The following is a 15,936-nucleotide window of genomic DNA, read 5'->3' as shown; positions in this document are numbered from 1 at the left end:
GCCGAAGCAACGACAACGATGGCGGCCATGGGCAGCAGCAGTGAAGATCGGAATTTAGTGGCTGGAAGACGCACAGCCTGCTATCAGTGCCAGAGTGACTTGAGCCGACCTGCTGTGGGAGCGGCCTGACCGTTTCGGAGGCACCGAAGTGGGCACCGAGCACGCCTCCTGTTGCTGCCTGTCGCCGTTGTCGATAGGAACGCGTGAAGGCGGTGTGGGTGCCCGGCGGCCATGGCCGCCGGGCACCCACACCCACACGCACGTTCAGCAGCAGCTTGACGTGGTTCCGCTGGTTGCGGGTTCCGTCTCGGCAGCCGGGGTGCAGCAGTCGCTCTCGGCGGTCTTCTCCAACTGCGGGGAGTCGGCCTTGACGGTGTAGACCTCCCAGGGTTCGTTGCCGGGGCCGCGTACCCAGACCTTGTCCTGGAGTGCGTAGCAGCACTCGGTGTTGTTCTCTTCCAGGGTGATCAGACCGGCGTCGGTGAGGCGCGTGGTGGCGGCGTTGACCTCGTCGGTGCTGAACACCTCGACGCCCAGGTGGTCCATGACAGTGGGCTGGTCGGCCTCACCTTCGAGGAGCACGAGCTTCAGCGGCGGGTTCTCGATGGCGAAGTTGGCGTAGCTGGGGCGACGCTTGGCCGGCTCGACGCCGAACAGCTTCGAGTAGAAGGCCACCGAGCCTTCAAGGTCGGACACGCGCAGAGCGAGTTGGACACGCGACATGATTTCTCCTCTTGACGGGTTCAGCGGACGTAGTTGGTGAGAGCAGTGGTGCGGGTGCGCTCGTAGCGGGCGTCGGCGCGGAAAGCCGCGGTGCACACCTGCCCACACGATTCGCAGAACGTCACGCCTTGGACGTCGACGTGGCGGCGACGGAACAGCTTGATCATCGCTTCGTCCTTGCCTAGATGATTTTCGAAGCAGGACCCACGTTGCACCTTGTTTTGAAATCTGTCAACCTAGAGGCATGTCGAAACAAGCGCTGCCGGTGGTGGATCTCAACGCGGTCGCCTGCTGCTCCCCCATCGCCGCTAGCCCGATGGACGCCGATCAGGCGACGGTGGTCGCGCCGATGTTCAAGGCCCTGGGTGACCCGGTCCGGCTGCGGCTGATGTCGATGATCGCCTCGGTTCCCGAGATCTGCGTCTGCGACCTGACCCCGGCGTTTGACCTGTCCGGGCCGACCATCTCCCACCACCTGAAACTGCTGCGGGAGGCGGGGTTGGTCGACTCCGAGCGGCGCGGCACCTGGGTGTGGTACCGGGTGAGGCCGGAGGCGTTCCGGCAGCTCGGCGCGCTGCTGGAGGTCTCCGCCGCCCCGGCCGCCGGCGGCACCGCGTGAGCCTCGCCCTGCCCCGGCGGGCGTCGGCGGAGTTCGCCGGCACCGCACTGCTGGTTGCAGCCGTGGTCGGCTCCGGGATCGCCGCCGCCCGGCTCTCCCCCACCGACGTCGGCCTCCAGCTCCTGGAGAACGCGGTCGCCACCGCCCTCGCGTTGGGCGCGCTGATCTTGATCTTCGGGCCAGTGTCCGGGGCGCATTTCAACCCGGTCGTGTCCGCCGTCGACTGGTGGCTCGGCCGCCGCGCCGGCAACGGCCTGACCGGCCGCGACCTCGCCGCCTACACCGCAGCCCAGACCGGCGGCGCGATCACCGGAGCGGTCCTGGCGGACCTCATGTTCGGGCTGCCCGCCGCGACCTGGTCCCGCACCGATCGCACCGGTGGGAACCTATGGCTGGCCGAGGTGGTCGCCACCGCCGGCCTGGTCGTCCTCGTCTTCGCCCTCGCCCGCAGCGGCCGCACCGCCGCAGCCCCCGCCGCGGTGGGCGCCTACATCGGCGCGGCGTACTGGTTCACGTCCTCGACCTCGTTCGCCAACCCGGCCGTCACCATCGGCCGGGCCTTCACCGACACCTTCGCCGGCATCGCCCCATCGTCCATGCCCGGCTTCATCGCGGCCCAGCTCGTCGGGGGCCTGGTCGCCGTCGCCGCCCTCGCCGCCTGGTACCCCGACGCCGCCGACTCCGCCGACGTCGTCGTCGTGCCGCAGTTTGCCCAGGAGAACCGATGACCGCTCCCGCCAGCACCACCGGCATCACCATCACCGCAATGGGCGACCAGCACGCCGATGCCGTGCTCGACATCTACCGGCTCGGCATCGCAACGGGCCACGCCACCTTCGAAACGGAGCCACCGACCTGGGGGCGGTTCACCGCGACCCGGCTGCCTGACCATCGTTGGGTGGCTGTCGACTCCGCCGGCCGGGTCCTCGGCTGGGTGGCCTGCTCGGCCGTGTCCGACCGGTGCGTCTACGCCGGGGTGGTCGAACACTCCGTCTACGTCCACCCCGACGCCCGCGGCCGCGGAGTCGGCCGGCTCCTGCTCGACGCCCTGATCGCCTCCACCGAGCAGGCCGGCATCTGGACCATCCAGTCCGGCATCTTCCCCGAGAACACCGCCAGCCTCGCCCTACACACCGCCTGCGGCTTCCGCACCGTCGGCACCCGCGAACGCGTCGGCCGCCACCACGGCACCTGGCGCGACGTCACCCTCATCGAACGCCGCAGCCCCACCATCGTCTGATCGGATCTCACGAATGAGCGACAAGCCCACCGTCCTGTTCGTCTGCGTCCACAACGCCGGCCGCTCCCAAATGGCCGCCGGCTGGCTCCGTCACCTCGCCGGCGACACCATCGAGGTCCGCTCCGCCGGCTCCGCCCCCACCGACCAGGTCAACCCCGCCGCCGTCGAGGCCATGCGCGAGGTCGGCATCGACATCACCGACCAGACCCCCAAGCTCCTCAACTACGAGACCGCCGAGTCCTCCGACGTCATCGTCACCATGGGCTGCGGCGACGCCTGCCCCGTCTTCCCCGGAAAGCGCTACGAGGACTGGAAACTCGAAGACCCCGCCGGCAAGGGCATCGAGGCCGTGCGCCCGATCCGCGACGAGATCCGCACCCGGGTGGAGAAGCTCCTCACCGAACTTCGTCCCACCGCCTGACCAACCCGCCGGCGCTGCCCGCCCGGTCACTCGTGGGACGGGGGTCGACATTCGCTCGTCCGGCCGCCGGCGGCCGGGGCAGGTCATCACGGTTCCCTGCCCGCAAACTGACGGTGGCCGGTACTGGTTCGACCGGTGTATCGATGGTGTTCGTGTAACGATGGAAGGCGTGGGAACTGCGAAAACTGCTACGCCTGCCATCTCGCCGCTTGCTGGCGAGCCGATTAAGCGTGCCGATGCCGAGCGGCTCGCGGGAGTGCTGAAGGCATTCGCCGACCCGGCCCGGCTACGACTGCTCAGCCTGATCCAGTCCGCTCCCGAGGGCGAGGCGTCCGTCAGCGACCTCACCGCGCCCCTTGGTCTCTCCCAACCGACCGTGAGCCATCACCTTCGGATCCTCACCGAGGCCGGCCTGCTCGAACGCGAGCAGCGCGGCGTCTGGGCGTACTACCGGCTCGTGCCCTCCGCGATCGCGGCGATCGCCGACCTGTTGACCCCGCCCCGCAAGCGGGCGACGAAGCGGGCCCGCTGAGCGGCGCTGCCGAGGGCCTCCGCCCGGTTCTGCGTGTGCCCGCGATGGCATCCGCTCAGGTCACAGCCGCACGGGCCACGCCGGCAAGGTCGTGCCCCATCAACAATGCCTGGGCTGATCGGATCGGTGGCGACACCATGGTCGCGGAGCAGGGACCGGTATGGCGCCCGTGGGCTCCCAACTGCCGTCGTTGCTGGTAAGCGGCTTCTCAACCGTGGCGGTAGCCGACCCAATGGTCATCGGGATTGGCCGTGTCTGACCTCCGAGGGCCTGGGTCCTTGCCCGGAACCAGGGCTTGCATCTGATACCTAGGTACAGGCTTACCGTCGTTGCATGAGCGACCAACATGTCACGACGGATGGCTCCTGGGTGCCGGACGCGTGCACCCTGCCGACGGCCGAGCGGCCGCTGCGGCTCGCCGAGTTCGATCAGTTCTTCCGGGACGCGGCCCGGAGTGCCGACCGGTTGTCGGCACAGCATCTGCGGTTGCAGCTCGACGGCGCGGACCAGGTCGAACAGACGGCGCGGGACCTGACGGCCCGTGAATCGTCCTGCTGCACATTCTTCACGTTCGACATCGCACGGCCCGACTCCAACTCGCTGACGCTCGACGTCCGGGTGCCCGCGGCACACGTCGACGTGCTGGATGCCCTCGCCCAACGGGCTGTCCGGGTTCAGCGATGACCGGACCGGGACTACGCAGCGGCCAGCTCGCCGACGCGGCCGGGGTCAACCTGCAAACCCTGCGCTACTACGAGCGCCGCGGACTGCTCACCTCCCCCCAGCGGTCGCCGGGCGGGCATCGACTCTATCCGCCCGAGACGGTCACCCTGCTGCGGGTCATCAAGACCGCACAACGCCTCGGCTTCACCCTCAACGAGGTCGCCGACCTGCTCGCCGCCGGCCGACACCAGCACAGCAGCCGACCCGACACCGGCCTCCAGGCACGAGCCAAGGACAAGCTCGCCGAGGTGGAACAGAAGGTGGCCGACCTCACCGTCATCCGCGACACCCTGCGGACCGCCATCTCGGCCGGCTGCGACGACCTGATCGCCTGCGCCGGCAACGCCTGCTGCCCCCTGCCGTTCGCTGAACTCGCCGAAAGGAACGACTGTCGGCGTACGGGTCAACGTGCACAGCCAGGTACAGCTGAACGTGCACAGTGTCGTGCAGATGGCGGAGGCGCGTCCGAGCCTTCAACCGTCCGCAAGCCGGCCAGCGGATTCAGCGAGACCTACAGGTACGAGCGGGCGGCCATCGTGACGTTCCGTTACCAGTGAGCCGGCATCGACCGTATGGCCTATCCGCTTCTAGCCGATGTGTGGTTGTCAGGTTCGCTCGGCGAGTAGGGCTTGGCCAGGGCCTGACAGTTCGTTGATGGCGTGGCCGCGTCCGGCGATGGCCATGAGAAGGGCTTCGCCTGGGCCGCGTACTTCGGGGCCGGAGCCGCGTGACCAGTCCAGGTCGGTGGCGACGAGGGTGAGGCCGCGGGCTCGTTTGGGTGCGCCGATAGGCGGCGCGGTCAGCGCTAGCCGCAACGCGGTTCGCAGACGGTCGTGGGGTATCTCGCGGGGCATGCCGAGTGGGCGGCGAATGTCCTGTTGGTGGATCATCCCGTCCACGAGGGCGATCATGCCGCCGCGCGCGGCGGTCACCCCTCTGGGCCGCTGGTGGGCACGTAGCAGATCGATCAGTTCCTGCGGGCTACGGGAGTACTCACGTATGCCAATCTCGTTGGCCTTGCTGAAAACGAACCCGCCACGGGCGAAACGCTTGATCGTGCCCGCCCAGCCCAGTTCCTCGTAGCTGATCACGTGAGCGATCACATCCCGGACGGTCCAGCCATCACACAGGCTCGGCGCCTCCTACTGCTGTGGGGTCAGCGTGCCGAGGAAATCGGCGAAGTCGCCACGCTCTCGCATGGCAAGGGTCATCACGTCATCCGCATTCGGCTCTTGGCTGCTCATTCGGCCACCTCCACGAACCTCCGGGTACGTTGCGTGTTCTGCGTCAGCAATGATGACCAGCCTCCCATTGGGGGCCGACAGCTTGGCTCGCCGCGCGCCGATCTTGGATCAGTGCACGCTCATGGCCACGACACGCGCGGCGGCTCGGGCACCAAACAGTCACCCTCAGTTATAACGACCTTGGCTCGGCTCGGACAGCGAGCGTCGTTGAAGTTGATGGCCCGATCGACGGCAGGGTGGCGGACCTCAGGGACCAATCGTTGAGCGTCGTTATGGACCTGTGCACGTTCGGGCGTACCCGATTGGGCACGTTGGCCCGTACGCCGACAACGACCGAGCCGACAACTACTGACCGGCGGCCCCGCCTGCTCCCCTCCGGCATGACCGGACTCGCCGCAGCGGCCTGCGCCGCCTGCTGCGTGCTGCCGGCGCTACTGGCTGCCGGGGTCCTCGGTGGTGCCGGCTGGGCCGCAGTCAACCGTTTCCTGCCCGGCGTCGCCGTCGCCCTGGCCGTGCTCGCCGGCCTGTCCTGGTGGTGGGCCAGCAAGCGCCGCCACACCACCGGCTGCGCCAGCGGCAACTGCTCCTGCACATAGGGCGACCAGCGCGAGCGCGAGGTAGCAACGCCACGGTCGGACGCATGACAGCAGTCCGCTCGATCCTGCTGTTCCTGATCGCCGCGCGCGCCGAGATCGGCGGCGCCTGGCTGGTATGGCAGGGCTGGCGGGAAACCGGGGCCTGCTGTGGATTGCGGCCGGAGTCATCGCGCTTGGGCTCTACGGCTTCGTCGCCACCTTCCAACCCGACCCGAACTTCGGCCGCATCCTCGCCGCCTACGGCGGCATCTTCGTCGCCGGCTCCCTCGCCTGGGGCATGGTCGTCGACAAGTTCCGCCCCGACCGCTACCACATCATCGGCGCCGCCATCTGCCTCGTCGGCGTCGCCGTCATCATGTACGCCCCACGGGCCAGCTAAGGGACGTCTCGTAACTGTGTGGAGACGTTGTCTGCGGCTGGGTCTGTGGTCACCAGGTCAGGGCGATGTTGTGTAGGGGGTAGCGGGCTGCCGTCGCGGTTCTTGCGGTACGGGATGACCACCTCGGGGTTGCCGCGGTAGCCGCCGTCGGCCATGACGGGCCGTCCGGCCAACTTCTGGTCGATGCCGGAGGTCCAATAGACGATCGTGTCATTGCGGTTGCCCGGCTGAGGGTCGCCGACGGCGATGACCAGGCGGTTTCTGGCGTCGATGGCCACCTGCAGGTTCGTCGAGTACCGGTAGTTCTTGCTCGGCGCCGCAAGGCGGTGGTCCCGCGTCGGGATGAGGGTCCCGTCCACGACGGCGATATGGTCGACCGGACGGCGGCGCACAGGTGCGAGAACCAGCAGCGGGCCAAGGGTGTCGATGACTCGGTGCGCGGCGGAATGCGACACTCCGAACAGCGGGCCGATCTGCCGCGTCGTCAGGTTCGTGCGCCAGTAAGCGGCCACCAGCAGCACCCGGTCGGGAAGTTCGAGGGCCCACTGCCGGCCCGGCCGACGGTCAGCGATCCCGTCCCCGCCATGCTCGGCGACCAAGCGGACCAGCCTGCGGAACTGGGCGGGAGCCAGCCCCGTGAACGGGAAGATCCACTCCTGGCGGGCTACGGAGATCACCTGCACCCACGCATCCTCGATCAACATTCTCAGCGGACAAACGCCGGGACCACGAGGAGTAGACGCATATCAGAGAGGACAACGTGAGCAGCCAGTACATCGTCATCACCGGCGGTCCGGGAGCTGGCAAGACCACGCTGATCGATAGCTTGCGGCGTGCTGGCTACGCCTGCGTCGACGAAGCGGGGCGACAGATCATCCAGGACCAGCTATCGATCGGAGGCCAGGCGCTGCACACCCGCGACTCACGACTGTTCGCCGAAATCATGCTCAGCTGGGAAATCCGCTCCTACCGCCAAGCGAGCCAACATCCCGGACCCGTCTTCTTCGACCGAGGGATCCCCGACCTGGTCGGCTACTACCTCCTACTCGGCCAGCCCGTTCCAGCGCACATCACAGCCGCAGCGCAGCTCTTCCGCTACCACCAGCGTGTGCTCATCGCCCCGCCCTGGCCGCAGATCTACACCACGGACAGCGAACGACACCAAGACTTCGCCGAAGCCGTACGTACCCACGACGCCATGATCGCCGCCTACACCCAACACGGCTACCAGCTCAGTACCCTGCCGCGCAGCGATGTCGCCTCCCGCGTCGAGTTCGTCCAGCAACACGCAGCAGCCATCGATCACGGATCTCCCGGATCACCTCGCCCAAGCTGCCCCGAGTTAGGAGACGTCCCTTAGGTCGTCGTCGGTGCCGGTAGGCCGCCACCATATCGAGCCACTCTCGATCTGGCCGCAGTCAGAGCAGCGATCACCACCGAGGCCACGGCGCCATCGCGCCGATCTGGTCAAAACGGAGCGATACGGCGTTGAGTCTTCTTGACGGGTCTGTCCGCTGTGGCTTCAGGTGTAGGCCAGGAGCCTGCCCGCGACCGTGACACCCGTCCACGACGTCAGGGAGACGACTGCGGCGATCCGGGCAGGCACAGGCGATGGCTCGCCCAAGTCCCAGTCCGACACACTGCGGTAGGTGCGCCTGTGGAAGCTCAGGATGTTCAGGCCTGCGATCAGGATGAGGCCGAGCTTCCACGGAGCGCTGCCACGATCAGCCATGAGGCTGGCGCCGGGCAGGAACATGAGGACGCCGGTGACCGCCGCGATCACGAACCCGAGGCGTGACAGCGGGAGGAGATAGTTGGCCATGGTCGTGACCCGCAGCTTCTGCCTGCCAAGTCCCAGCAGCCGGAGATCGAAGGCCGCGGCCAGGCCGATGAGAAGGGCGATACCGATGATGTGGATGCTCTCGAGCACCGGAAATAGGTAGGCCGTGCCACGGATGGCTTCGGCGAACCAGCCGTCCTCAAGCCAGGAGAAGAGGTCGTCCATGACGAGCGCTCTCACGCCCGGCGCGAGCGTGCCCGTAGGTAGAGCGCCCCGCCCACAACGACGACCACCAGCGACGCCGACCGTGCCCCACACCACAATCGGAGACGTGCCCTCGGAATCCTCCGCAGCAGCTGACGCATCCTGGCCTGGGTCGGCTGCCGGCGCATCGCTCTCGGGATACGGAACCGGCAGCGGCCTCGCCGGCAGTTGACTGCCGAGCACCTGGTGACCGTTGACCGTCCTCGAACCAGAACACGACCGGACGGAACTCGTCGTCGTGACTCCTGCCGATGTAGCCGACCGCTTCGACCCGCTCACCGTCGACGAGCGGACGGTCCAGACCCCACCTCCCGGTGAAGCTCGGCGGCGCGATAACAACCTCCCAGGTCGCCGGCACCGGGGCGTGGTCTGAGTCTCGGGAGCTGCTGCATGTTGTGGAGTGGCCGGTGGCTGAGGGCAGCGCGCGGTCGACGATCGCTCGGTCCTGGCCAGCTCAATCCAGCAACGCCCGGACGGCAGCGGGGGTGGTCTGTCGTCTGTTGGCCGGATGGTCCGGGTGGACTTTTGGCTGATGGTGAGTATGGTCATCTAGCTGTCCGCACCTCTGCGTTCAGAGGAGGCCAGCGACCGTGGCCGAGAGATCGACCGCACGCCCCGCCGATGGGGCTGCCCAAGTTCACGACGACCCAAGTGACGTAGACAGCTGGATCGCTCAACTAGCGAGTCCGGCAGCAGACGACTTCGACACGCACGACGAGTGGCCGGAGGCGGCCGCACCGCAGTGGCCCGAGAACGCGTCGGACCCGTACGAGGAGCCGTACCAGCCCGCGGATACGAACCCGGAGGACGGGCGGCACGCAAGGCACCGGGCAGACCAGCAGTACGAGGAATACGAGCAGTACGACGGTGCCTACCGTCAGCACGAGTACGCGCCCCAGGGGTCCGACCCGGTGACCGAACCCACACCGGCGGACTACGAGCCCGACCAGCCCTACCGGTACGACGAGCACGACCAGGCCCCGTGGCAGGAACGGCAGGCCCAAGCGCCGTACGGACCGATCGATGCCGGCCCACTCCACGAGGACGCGAATGCCGCACTGCAGGACACATACATCCTGCCGGAGGTGGGCTACGCCGCCCAAGAGGAGCATTACCCGCACGACGATCACGCCGGCCCCAACCAGTACCGCTACGGCGCGTCCGCCGCGCAGGACCCCGAGCCTGTCGACGACTCTCCGACCCAAGTGCTCCACATCCCGGAGCTTGATGCCCGCCCGCGGCCGACCAGTCGGCGGCGCTGGCTGGTCGCGGTCGGCGGGCTCGCGTTGGGGGCGCTGGTCTGCGCTCTGGCGTTCAACTGGGGGTCGGGCCAGCCGCCGGAAGGCGAGCGGCCGCTGGTGGTAGCCACCATCCCACCGGAAGGGTCTGAGATGCCTATTGCCCTCCCGGAGATACCGTCGGCGACACCGACTTCCGCGACCCCGCGCAGCTCCCCCGCCACGCCCAGGGCCACACGGTCGGTCACCCGTTCCGCCACGCCCAGCGCCGCACCGTCGGTCACACGTTCCGCCACACCGGCCCAGACCCGAAGCCCGAGTCCACCCCTGCTCGGCCCATCGAGCAACGACGGAGTGGCGAACATGGTCCAGAAGTACTGCGATCGACACACCGCCGGGAGCTCAGCGGAGCCCGGCAACGACGGCCGTTGGCAATGCACGAGACTTCTCTCCGCGTCCACCGTCGACATGGACGTCGCCTGCCGCGACACCTACGGTTCGGGCGCCTACGCACGAACGTCGACTCCAGGCGATCCGTATGCCTGGCGCTGCTACCGCTGACGACCCGCGGCCCGCCACCGATAGCCCGATCTCCGTCCGGCACCCTACGACCGCATCAGGCATCCCTAGGCGGGCAGCCGGAGAACCTCGGGACTGTCGCTGCCAGGCGGACTCACCCCCCCTCCAGCCCCGTCCGCCCACACCGCGAGCGCCACTCATACGCGTCCCTCCCCGCCATCGTCGACACAACCGGATCGGGCCCCAGAGCGCAGATCAGGCACAACGAAGGCAGGGGACGAAACCTTGGCATTACGAGATCAAGTTGCCCACCTCGGTCTACCTGGTGCCCAATCCCCATTTGGCCTGCGGAAACATCTCGCGGCATCTCTCAGCGTCAGCGGTCGAGTGTCGACTTCTTGAGGACTGGATGAGAACGAGGTCGCCCTGGTCGACGGCGTGGAAGCTCGGGTCGAGTCAGCTTCCGTGCTGCCCATGGGCACCTCGTCAGTGGGCTACGCCGCGGCGGGTTAGCTCGCGGAGAATGCGATGAGGAAGACGGCTCTTGCTGGCTCTTTCATCCGCTCGGCGGCGGGCTACCTCGACGTCTTTACTGCAGGTCGGCGGCGATCCGGTCGGCGTTGGCGGACAGGGCGTTGTAGCCGTCGGTGGTGAGCTTGCCGTCGCGTCGCAGCTCGGCGAGCTTTTCGCGCAGTTTCTTGAGCTGCTTCTCGGCCTGGTCTGGGTCGTTTTCGGTGATCTCCTTCGCGATCGCGTCGACCTTGGTGTGCAGGTCTTTTGCGGCATCAGGGTTCAACCGGCCGGCTTCCACCTGATCCTGGATCGACCGTCGCATGCCGGCGATCGGGTCAGCGGGTGGAGTGGGGCTCGGCGTACGGGAGGTGGCCCGAGGGCTCGGTGTGGGGCTGGCCGGGCTGCGGGCGGCGGACGCGACGGTGCGTAGCGAGGGCGTGGCGGGCGCGATGGTGAGCGGCACGGCCGGCACGCGGGGCGCCACGGCGGTGGTGGCCGATGCCGGTGGCGTGGTCGGCGCAGTGACCGAGGTGTGGTCGTCGCGGTCGCGCAGCGTGACGCCGGTCAGGGCGAGCAGCGCGACGCCGAGCACGGCCGCCGCCAGTAGCGCCTCGCGTCGATGCCGCGCCAGGCCCGGCCTGGGGCGTGCCGGGACAACTGCGTCCCGCCTGGGCGGAAGAGCGGTCACCGGCGTGGACCGTGCCGGCCGGCCCGGGTCCGCTGGCGTGACCGACACGAGGGGAAGCGGCGTGCCGGCCCGGGGCAGCAGGGCTGCGAGGCGGTCCCGGACCTCGAGCGCGCCGGACGGCCGGTCGGCGGGATCCTTGGCCAGCAGTTCGGCGGCCAGGGCGTCCAGCTCGGCGGGTACGTCGGGCCGGCGCTCGCGCAGCGGCGGGGGTGGCTCGTTGACGTGCTGATGCAGCACGCTGAGCGGCTCGCCAGCGAACGGCGGACCGCCGGCGAGCATGGCGTAGAGGGTGCAGCCCAGCCCGTACAGGTCGGTGCGGTGGTCCACCGGCTGGCCGAGGGCCTGCTCCGGAGACATGTACGAGCTGGTGCCGAGCTTGGTCGCCGGCTCGGTGAGGGTGTTCTCCCCCTCTGCCCAGGGAAGGCGGGCGATGCCGAAGTCGCAGATCTTCACGCTGCCGGTGGCGGTGACGATCAGGTTGCCCGGCTTTACGTCACGGTGCACCACCCCGGCCGTGTGCGCGGCGGCGATCCCGTCGCAGGTCTGCACGGCGATCGACAACACCTGCAGGACAGTGAGCGGGCCGTCGGCGATCAGTGCGGACACGCTCCGTCCCTGCACCAGTTCCATGATCAGGTAGGAGTCGTTCTCCTCGGTGCCGAAGTCGTGGACAGCGACGATGTGCGGATGGGTCAGCCCGGCCGCCGCACGGGCCTCGCGGTCAAAGCGTTCCGCAGCCATCGGCTCCTTCAGGCCCGCCGCGGTCAGCACCTTGATCGCCACCGGGCGGTCCAGGCGCAGGTCGCGACCGCGCCACACCTCACCCATCCCGCCGCTGCCCAGCAGCTCCTCGCACTGGTAGCGGCCATCCAGCAGCCGTCTCGGCACGGCCCTCACTGCTCCAACCCAGCGCGCCGCTGCACGGGGGGCGGTGACGCGACGGCCGGCATCGGGGTCAACGGACGAACCACCAGGACTCCCTCATGGTGGGCGATCCCCCAAGATGGTCAACGCGCCATCGGCACCGAGGAAACGACCAGGCCGCATCGCCGACAGCTCGGAGAAATGCGTCCTGACCGTCGAGTTTGGAGTCGTTGAAATGACGGAATGGGCCCGTGATCATCGTCCGAGGCACAGGCCAACATGGCCGCGACGCCGGGCGGCACCCTAACCTCAACCCTGACCGGTGATGCGGCAGCCGTTGCGCCGTCGCCCTCAAATGCATCCCGAGTCTCGCCGCCCGATCGAACCGACCCGCGGGATATGGTCCCCTCGGATCCGATCCTGCGGAATGCCATCCAGGCCGGTACGCCTTCTACCTGCCTCGCAGGTGATCCCGGTAGCCGACACCACCCCAGCCTTCAGACCGCCACTGGTGCCGCACCGTTTCGCCAGTGGCGGCGGACTGAATGCCTGGGCCTAGGGCTGCACGGGTGGCTGGGAGCAGGTCTGCTCGGACGGGGACGATTTTTCGGTGCAGGTCTGCTAGTGCTTGCCGCGAGTCGGCACGAGGTCATCGGGCTAACATCGCCACGATCAGGGTGAAGCTGATGGCCAGCAGGACGGTCACGGCAAACACGACGCTCGGCGGCCCCTGCCGTGAACGCCGATGGAGTTGCCACAGCAGCTGCGTTGGCTGGTTCCAGACGGATACGGCCGCATGGCGGCCACGCCGGCGCGTTGGATTGGTGCGGGTCGTTGAATATGCCACCGAGTTGCCTCCGACGGAGCGTCTGGTGCGCTGTTCGGGTGAGCGGGACAAGTGGTCGTCTGCCTCGAGGCCGCGCACCTCGACCTTCCACTCATGACAAGCGATACACCCGTCCGTGTCGTTACATTTGGGTGAGCGACCGTGCGCAGATGGTGATCGTGATGGGGGTCCTGCTCCCCCAAGCGGCTGCGGCGCCTGGGGCGCGTTGATGCCGCTTGCCGGCCATCAACTGCGACGGGACTCCAGGAGGTCGGTTGGAGAGCGACGCGAGAGCTATTCCTCCCGCCCGGGCCATCGGCGTCGTTAGCAACCGACGACCACCGCTCCGATCCGCTCGTGCTGAGCCCAACCCCGTGCGATCTGCCCAGCAACCTCTGCCTGCAGCCGTCGCGGGTCCAGAGCCAAGAGCCGGCACGACGGGCAAAGCGCCGGAAGTCCACCGTCACCATCTACCGGATCGCTTGGCTGGCAGCGAAATCCGACCGGTACCTCTTCTGACAGGGGAAGGCAGTACTTCACTAGGGTCCCCATGCTCGCGCACATGAGAAGTGCCTTCACGTGGTGCGGGTGCATTCAGGACCTCCTCGTCCCTGTCGACTCCAGGAACCATGCACCGCACCCTCTCTAACCGGCGGCGAGGCAGCGCAATCATCTCTCAGACGCAATCTGCCCGCGCAACGCGGAAGCTCCCGCCTCCCGATGAATCGGAGCGGCCGAAGCCGCCCCGGGTGGGGGTCAGAGTGCCGCCAACGACGGCGATCTGGTCGACCAGGCGCCGGCGGACCGAGCGGCGACGACTGCGGCGGGGCCGCCAGCCGGAAGTCTGCGAATGGTGACAGGACAATGTGCAGCGCCAGCATCGATGTGATGTGAGAGAACTGGGTGTCGCCTACTACAGGTGAAGGGCGATCTGGCCCTTCCGCCCGGGCGGCTCATCGACACCCTTCCCCCGGTGGGCCGCTCGGCGTCGAATGCGAGCAGCCTGGAGACAGCATGCCGCCCCGAGCGCACTATTCCTCCCCGGAGTGGCCGGCGCTGAACTCGCAATCCGTACCCACCGGACGACCGGCATGGAAGGCGGCGCACCCGGCCCCAGTCAAGATCGACGACGACACGTCCGTCGTGAACGACTCACCGCCAGACGCGGCGCATGGATCACTCGCGGTCTATACGCTGTTCGGGGGAATCATCCTGTTAGCCGGCTGCCTCGTGCTGCTGGTCGCAACTCTTAGCACGTGAGAAGACCGGCCACGACCAGCCTCCCAACGACGCCAGAGCAGGTTAGCCCTGGCGCTTCAGAGGTGGAGACCTGGGCACCGGCGCCAGGCGCGGCCATCAGACGGACACGTCGGGCACTCCCATCCACCGCGGCCGGTTCCGCCCGCTAACCCGAGTCCATTACATGAGAGTCCATGGCTTGTAACCTGCAGATACTTGCCTCCGGCAACGGTGGCGGAACTGCGCGGGATAGGTAGCGTGCCAGTCATGAACGACCGGCAGCTCGGCGAGGACGATCAGGTGAGCGGGTGCATCCCGGCCCGACCGGTCGTGCTGCTGTCGCAGCACTTCACCGCTGAGGCAGTGACCCCGCTGCGGCACCTCCTCGCCGCGCGGGTCACGGCCGCTGGCCTGTCCGGCGACGACGGTGATGACTTCGTGCTGGCCGTTCATGAACTGGTGACCAACGCGGTACGCCACGGTGGCGGGTCAGGACACCTGGATCTTCGGCAGGTGGACGACATTCTGGTGTGTGAGGTCACCGATCACGGCGCGGGCAGTGACGCGCTGCCCGTGGACCTGCCGCCGGCGCACGTGCCGGGCGGCCGGGGGCTCTGGCTTGCCCATCAGTTGGCCGGCGCGCTGATGCTGACCCGCAGGCCCGACGGCGTCACCGCCGCAGTGAGCGCCTGCCTGACCCGTCAGCCGGCCGCCGCCGCGGCGCAGCAATCCGCTGCCCCCAGGGCGGACGGTAAGGTTGACGCGTCCGCGATGGAGGGTGAGCAGGAATGAATCCGGACCTGACCTGGCAGCACCAGATCCACGCCGAAGGCGACCGCAGAACAGTCGTGCTGTCCGGCGAAATCGACATGAACGGCGCCCCACGGCTACAGGACCTCCTGCAAGCGGCAGTCGATAACGCTGACGTCGTTGAGGTTGACGCGGCCGCGGTAACCTTCATCGACTCGAGCGTCATCAGCGCATTGATCACCGCGCGGAACACGGCGGCGACAAACGGACGGCACCTTTCGCTGGTCAACGCCAGCCCCCAGGTCCACCGGGTTCTCGATGTCACCGGCGTGCTCAACGCGCTGACCGTTAAGTCCGGCCGCGCGTAGGAGACCTCTGCAACTGGGACGTGGTACGCCGGTTCCAGCGAGGTCACGATCATGACAATCGGGGTGGGGCCGGCCGTGGCGACCGCCCCCATGGGGCCGATTCGACCGGCGCACGCGCCGCCCCGCCACACAGGACGCAGCAGACTGATCGCTGCGGCATCGGCGCGGCGGGCGAAGAGGCTAGCTGGTCAGCGGCGATTCGTGTCGAGTGCCAGCAGGCCGTGCGCTTGCACGACGGATACCGACAGGGTCTTGTAGCCGACGTCGTCGAACAGCACGGTCATGCAGTCCTGTTCGTAGCCGAGGACCATGCCTGATCCCCATTTGGCGTGCCGCACGATTCGGTGCAGCGGGAACGGCCGTCTTCGGGGAACACCTCAGAGGTGCCGCCGTCGCAGTTGTCGCAGTGC

General features: G+C 68.1%; 17 protein-coding genes and 3 pseudogenes. 13 read left to right on the top strand and 7 right to left on the bottom strand.

What is annotated here, in order from left to right; all coding sequences use genetic code 11:
• Positions 1–264 precede the first annotated feature (264 nt).
• The gene (locus ACFYML_RS22370; RefSeq protein WP_387422488.1) at positions 265–723 is read right to left on the bottom strand and encodes an ArsI/CadI family heavy metal resistance metalloenzyme; all 459 of its coding nucleotides are present in this window, start codon (positions 721–723) and stop codon (positions 265–267) included.
• Positions 724–743: 20 nt separating this feature from the next.
• Entirely contained in the window at positions 744–890 is a 147-nt protein-coding gene (locus ACFYML_RS22365) for a hypothetical protein (RefSeq protein WP_387422487.1), read from the bottom strand.
• A 77-nt stretch (positions 891–967) separates the two neighbouring features.
• On the opposite strand from ACFYML_RS22365, the gene ACFYML_RS22360 reads away from it, so the two are divergent.
• The 7 genes and pseudogenes from ACFYML_RS22360 (at position 968) to ACFYML_RS22330 (ending at position 4,815) form a co-directional block, all read left to right on the top strand.
• A complete protein-coding gene (locus ACFYML_RS22360) occupies positions 968–1,342 on the top strand; it encodes an ArsR/SmtB family transcription factor (RefSeq protein ID WP_387422486.1) in 375 nt (124 codons plus the stop codon).
• Positions 1,339–2,046: pseudogene (locus ACFYML_RS22355) on the top strand (aquaporin); the annotation flags it as partial. The gene ACFYML_RS22360 and the pseudogene ACFYML_RS22355, both read left to right, overlap by 4 nt.
• A 20-nt stretch (positions 2,047–2,066) precedes the next feature.
• Positions 2,067–2,582, top strand: a complete 516-nt coding sequence (locus tag ACFYML_RS22350) for a GNAT family N-acetyltransferase (protein WP_387422485.1) — start codon at positions 2,067–2,069, stop codon at positions 2,580–2,582.
• A 13-nt stretch (positions 2,583–2,595) separates the two neighbouring features.
• The gene (locus tag ACFYML_RS22345; protein WP_387422484.1) at positions 2,596–3,003 is read left to right on the top strand and encodes an arsenate reductase ArsC; all 408 of its coding nucleotides are present in this window, start codon (positions 2,596–2,598) and stop codon (positions 3,001–3,003) included.
• A gap of 160 nt (positions 3,004–3,163) precedes the next feature.
• Positions 3,164–3,535, top strand: a complete 372-nt coding sequence (locus ACFYML_RS22340; protein WP_387422483.1) for an ArsR/SmtB family transcription factor — start codon at positions 3,164–3,166, stop codon at positions 3,533–3,535.
• 333 nt (positions 3,536–3,868) lie between these two features.
• Positions 3,869–4,219 carry a hypothetical protein gene (locus ACFYML_RS22335; RefSeq protein ID WP_387422482.1) on the top strand — a complete coding sequence of 117 codons (351 nt, stop codon included), beginning with the start codon at positions 3,869–3,871 and terminating at the stop codon, positions 4,217–4,219.
• On the top strand, positions 4,216–4,815 hold the full coding sequence (locus ACFYML_RS22330) for a MerR family transcriptional regulator (RefSeq protein WP_387422481.1): 600 nt from the start codon (positions 4,216–4,218) through the stop codon (positions 4,813–4,815). Before ACFYML_RS22335 ends, ACFYML_RS22330 begins: the two co-directional genes overlap by 4 nt.
• A gap of 48 nt (positions 4,816–4,863) precedes the next feature.
• On the opposite strand, the gene ACFYML_RS22325 is transcribed toward ACFYML_RS22330, so the two are convergent.
• The gene (locus ACFYML_RS22325) at positions 4,864–5,388 is read right to left on the bottom strand and encodes a maleylpyruvate isomerase family mycothiol-dependent enzyme (protein WP_387422577.1); all 525 of its coding nucleotides are present in this window, start codon (positions 5,386–5,388) and stop codon (positions 4,864–4,866) included.
• 494 nt (positions 5,389–5,882) lie between these two features.
• On the opposite strand from ACFYML_RS22325, the gene ACFYML_RS22320 reads away from it, so the two are divergent.
• Together ACFYML_RS22320 and ACFYML_RS22315 are read left to right on the top strand one after the other, a co-directional pair.
• Entirely contained in the window at positions 5,883–6,098 is a 216-nt protein-coding gene (locus ACFYML_RS22320) for a hypothetical protein (protein WP_387422480.1), read from the top strand.
• A 44-nt stretch (positions 6,099–6,142) separates the two neighbouring features.
• A pseudogene (locus ACFYML_RS22315) lies at positions 6,143–6,477 on the top strand (YnfA family protein).
• Positions 6,478–6,512: 35 nt separating this feature from the next.
• On the opposite strand, the pseudogene ACFYML_RS22310 reads toward ACFYML_RS22315, so the two are convergent.
• Positions 6,513–7,160 (bottom strand): annotated as a pseudogene (locus tag ACFYML_RS22310) (transposase family protein); the annotation flags it as partial.
• A 77-nt stretch (positions 7,161–7,237) separates the two neighbouring features.
• Between ACFYML_RS22310 and ACFYML_RS22305 the strand changes: the two are divergent.
• Complete coding sequence (locus tag ACFYML_RS22305) at positions 7,238–7,837, top strand: AAA family ATPase (protein ID WP_387422479.1); 600 nt, start codon at positions 7,238–7,240, stop codon at positions 7,835–7,837.
• A gap of 162 nt (positions 7,838–7,999) precedes the next feature.
• On the opposite strand, the gene ACFYML_RS22300 is transcribed toward ACFYML_RS22305, so the two are convergent.
• On the bottom strand, positions 8,000–8,482 hold the full coding sequence (locus ACFYML_RS22300; protein ID WP_387422478.1) for a hypothetical protein: 483 nt from the start codon (positions 8,480–8,482) through the stop codon (positions 8,000–8,002).
• A 629-nt stretch (positions 8,483–9,111) separates the two neighbouring features.
• On the opposite strand from ACFYML_RS22300, the gene ACFYML_RS22295 reads away from it, so the two are divergent.
• The gene (locus tag ACFYML_RS22295) at positions 9,112–10,320 is read left to right on the top strand and encodes a hypothetical protein (RefSeq protein ID WP_387422477.1); all 1,209 of its coding nucleotides are present in this window, start codon (positions 9,112–9,114) and stop codon (positions 10,318–10,320) included.
• 547 nt (positions 10,321–10,867) lie between these two features.
• On the opposite strand, the gene ACFYML_RS22290 is transcribed toward ACFYML_RS22295, so the two are convergent.
• Positions 10,868–12,367 carry a protein kinase gene (locus ACFYML_RS22290; protein WP_387422476.1) on the bottom strand — a complete coding sequence of 500 codons (1,500 nt, stop codon included), beginning with the start codon at positions 12,365–12,367 and terminating at the stop codon, positions 10,868–10,870.
• Positions 12,368–14,675: 2,308 nt separating this feature from the next.
• On the opposite strand from ACFYML_RS22290, the gene ACFYML_RS22285 reads away from it, so the two are divergent.
• Together ACFYML_RS22285 and ACFYML_RS22280 are read left to right on the top strand one after the other, a co-directional pair.
• On the top strand, positions 14,676–15,200 hold the full coding sequence (locus ACFYML_RS22285) for an ATP-binding protein (RefSeq protein WP_387422475.1): 525 nt from the start codon (positions 14,676–14,678) through the stop codon (positions 15,198–15,200).
• Complete coding sequence (locus tag ACFYML_RS22280) at positions 15,197–15,526, top strand: STAS domain-containing protein (protein WP_387422474.1); 330 nt, start codon at positions 15,197–15,199, stop codon at positions 15,524–15,526. The genes ACFYML_RS22285 and ACFYML_RS22280 overlap by 4 nt, the downstream gene beginning before the upstream one ends.
• A 188-nt stretch (positions 15,527–15,714) precedes the next feature.
• Here the strand turns inward: ACFYML_RS22280 and ACFYML_RS22275 are convergent, their stop codons facing one another.
• A complete protein-coding gene (locus ACFYML_RS22275; RefSeq protein WP_387422473.1) occupies positions 15,715–15,837 on the bottom strand; it encodes a hypothetical protein in 123 nt (40 codons plus the stop codon).
• Positions 15,838–15,936 lie beyond the last annotated feature (99 nt).

Source organism: Micromonospora sp. NPDC007230, from assembly GCF_042869115.1.
Classification (GTDB): Bacteria; Actinomycetota; Actinomycetes; order Mycobacteriales; family Micromonosporaceae; genus Micromonospora.
The sequence above is the reverse complement of the archived record's forward strand: the minus strand, read 5'-3'. Positions and strand labels throughout refer to the sequence as shown.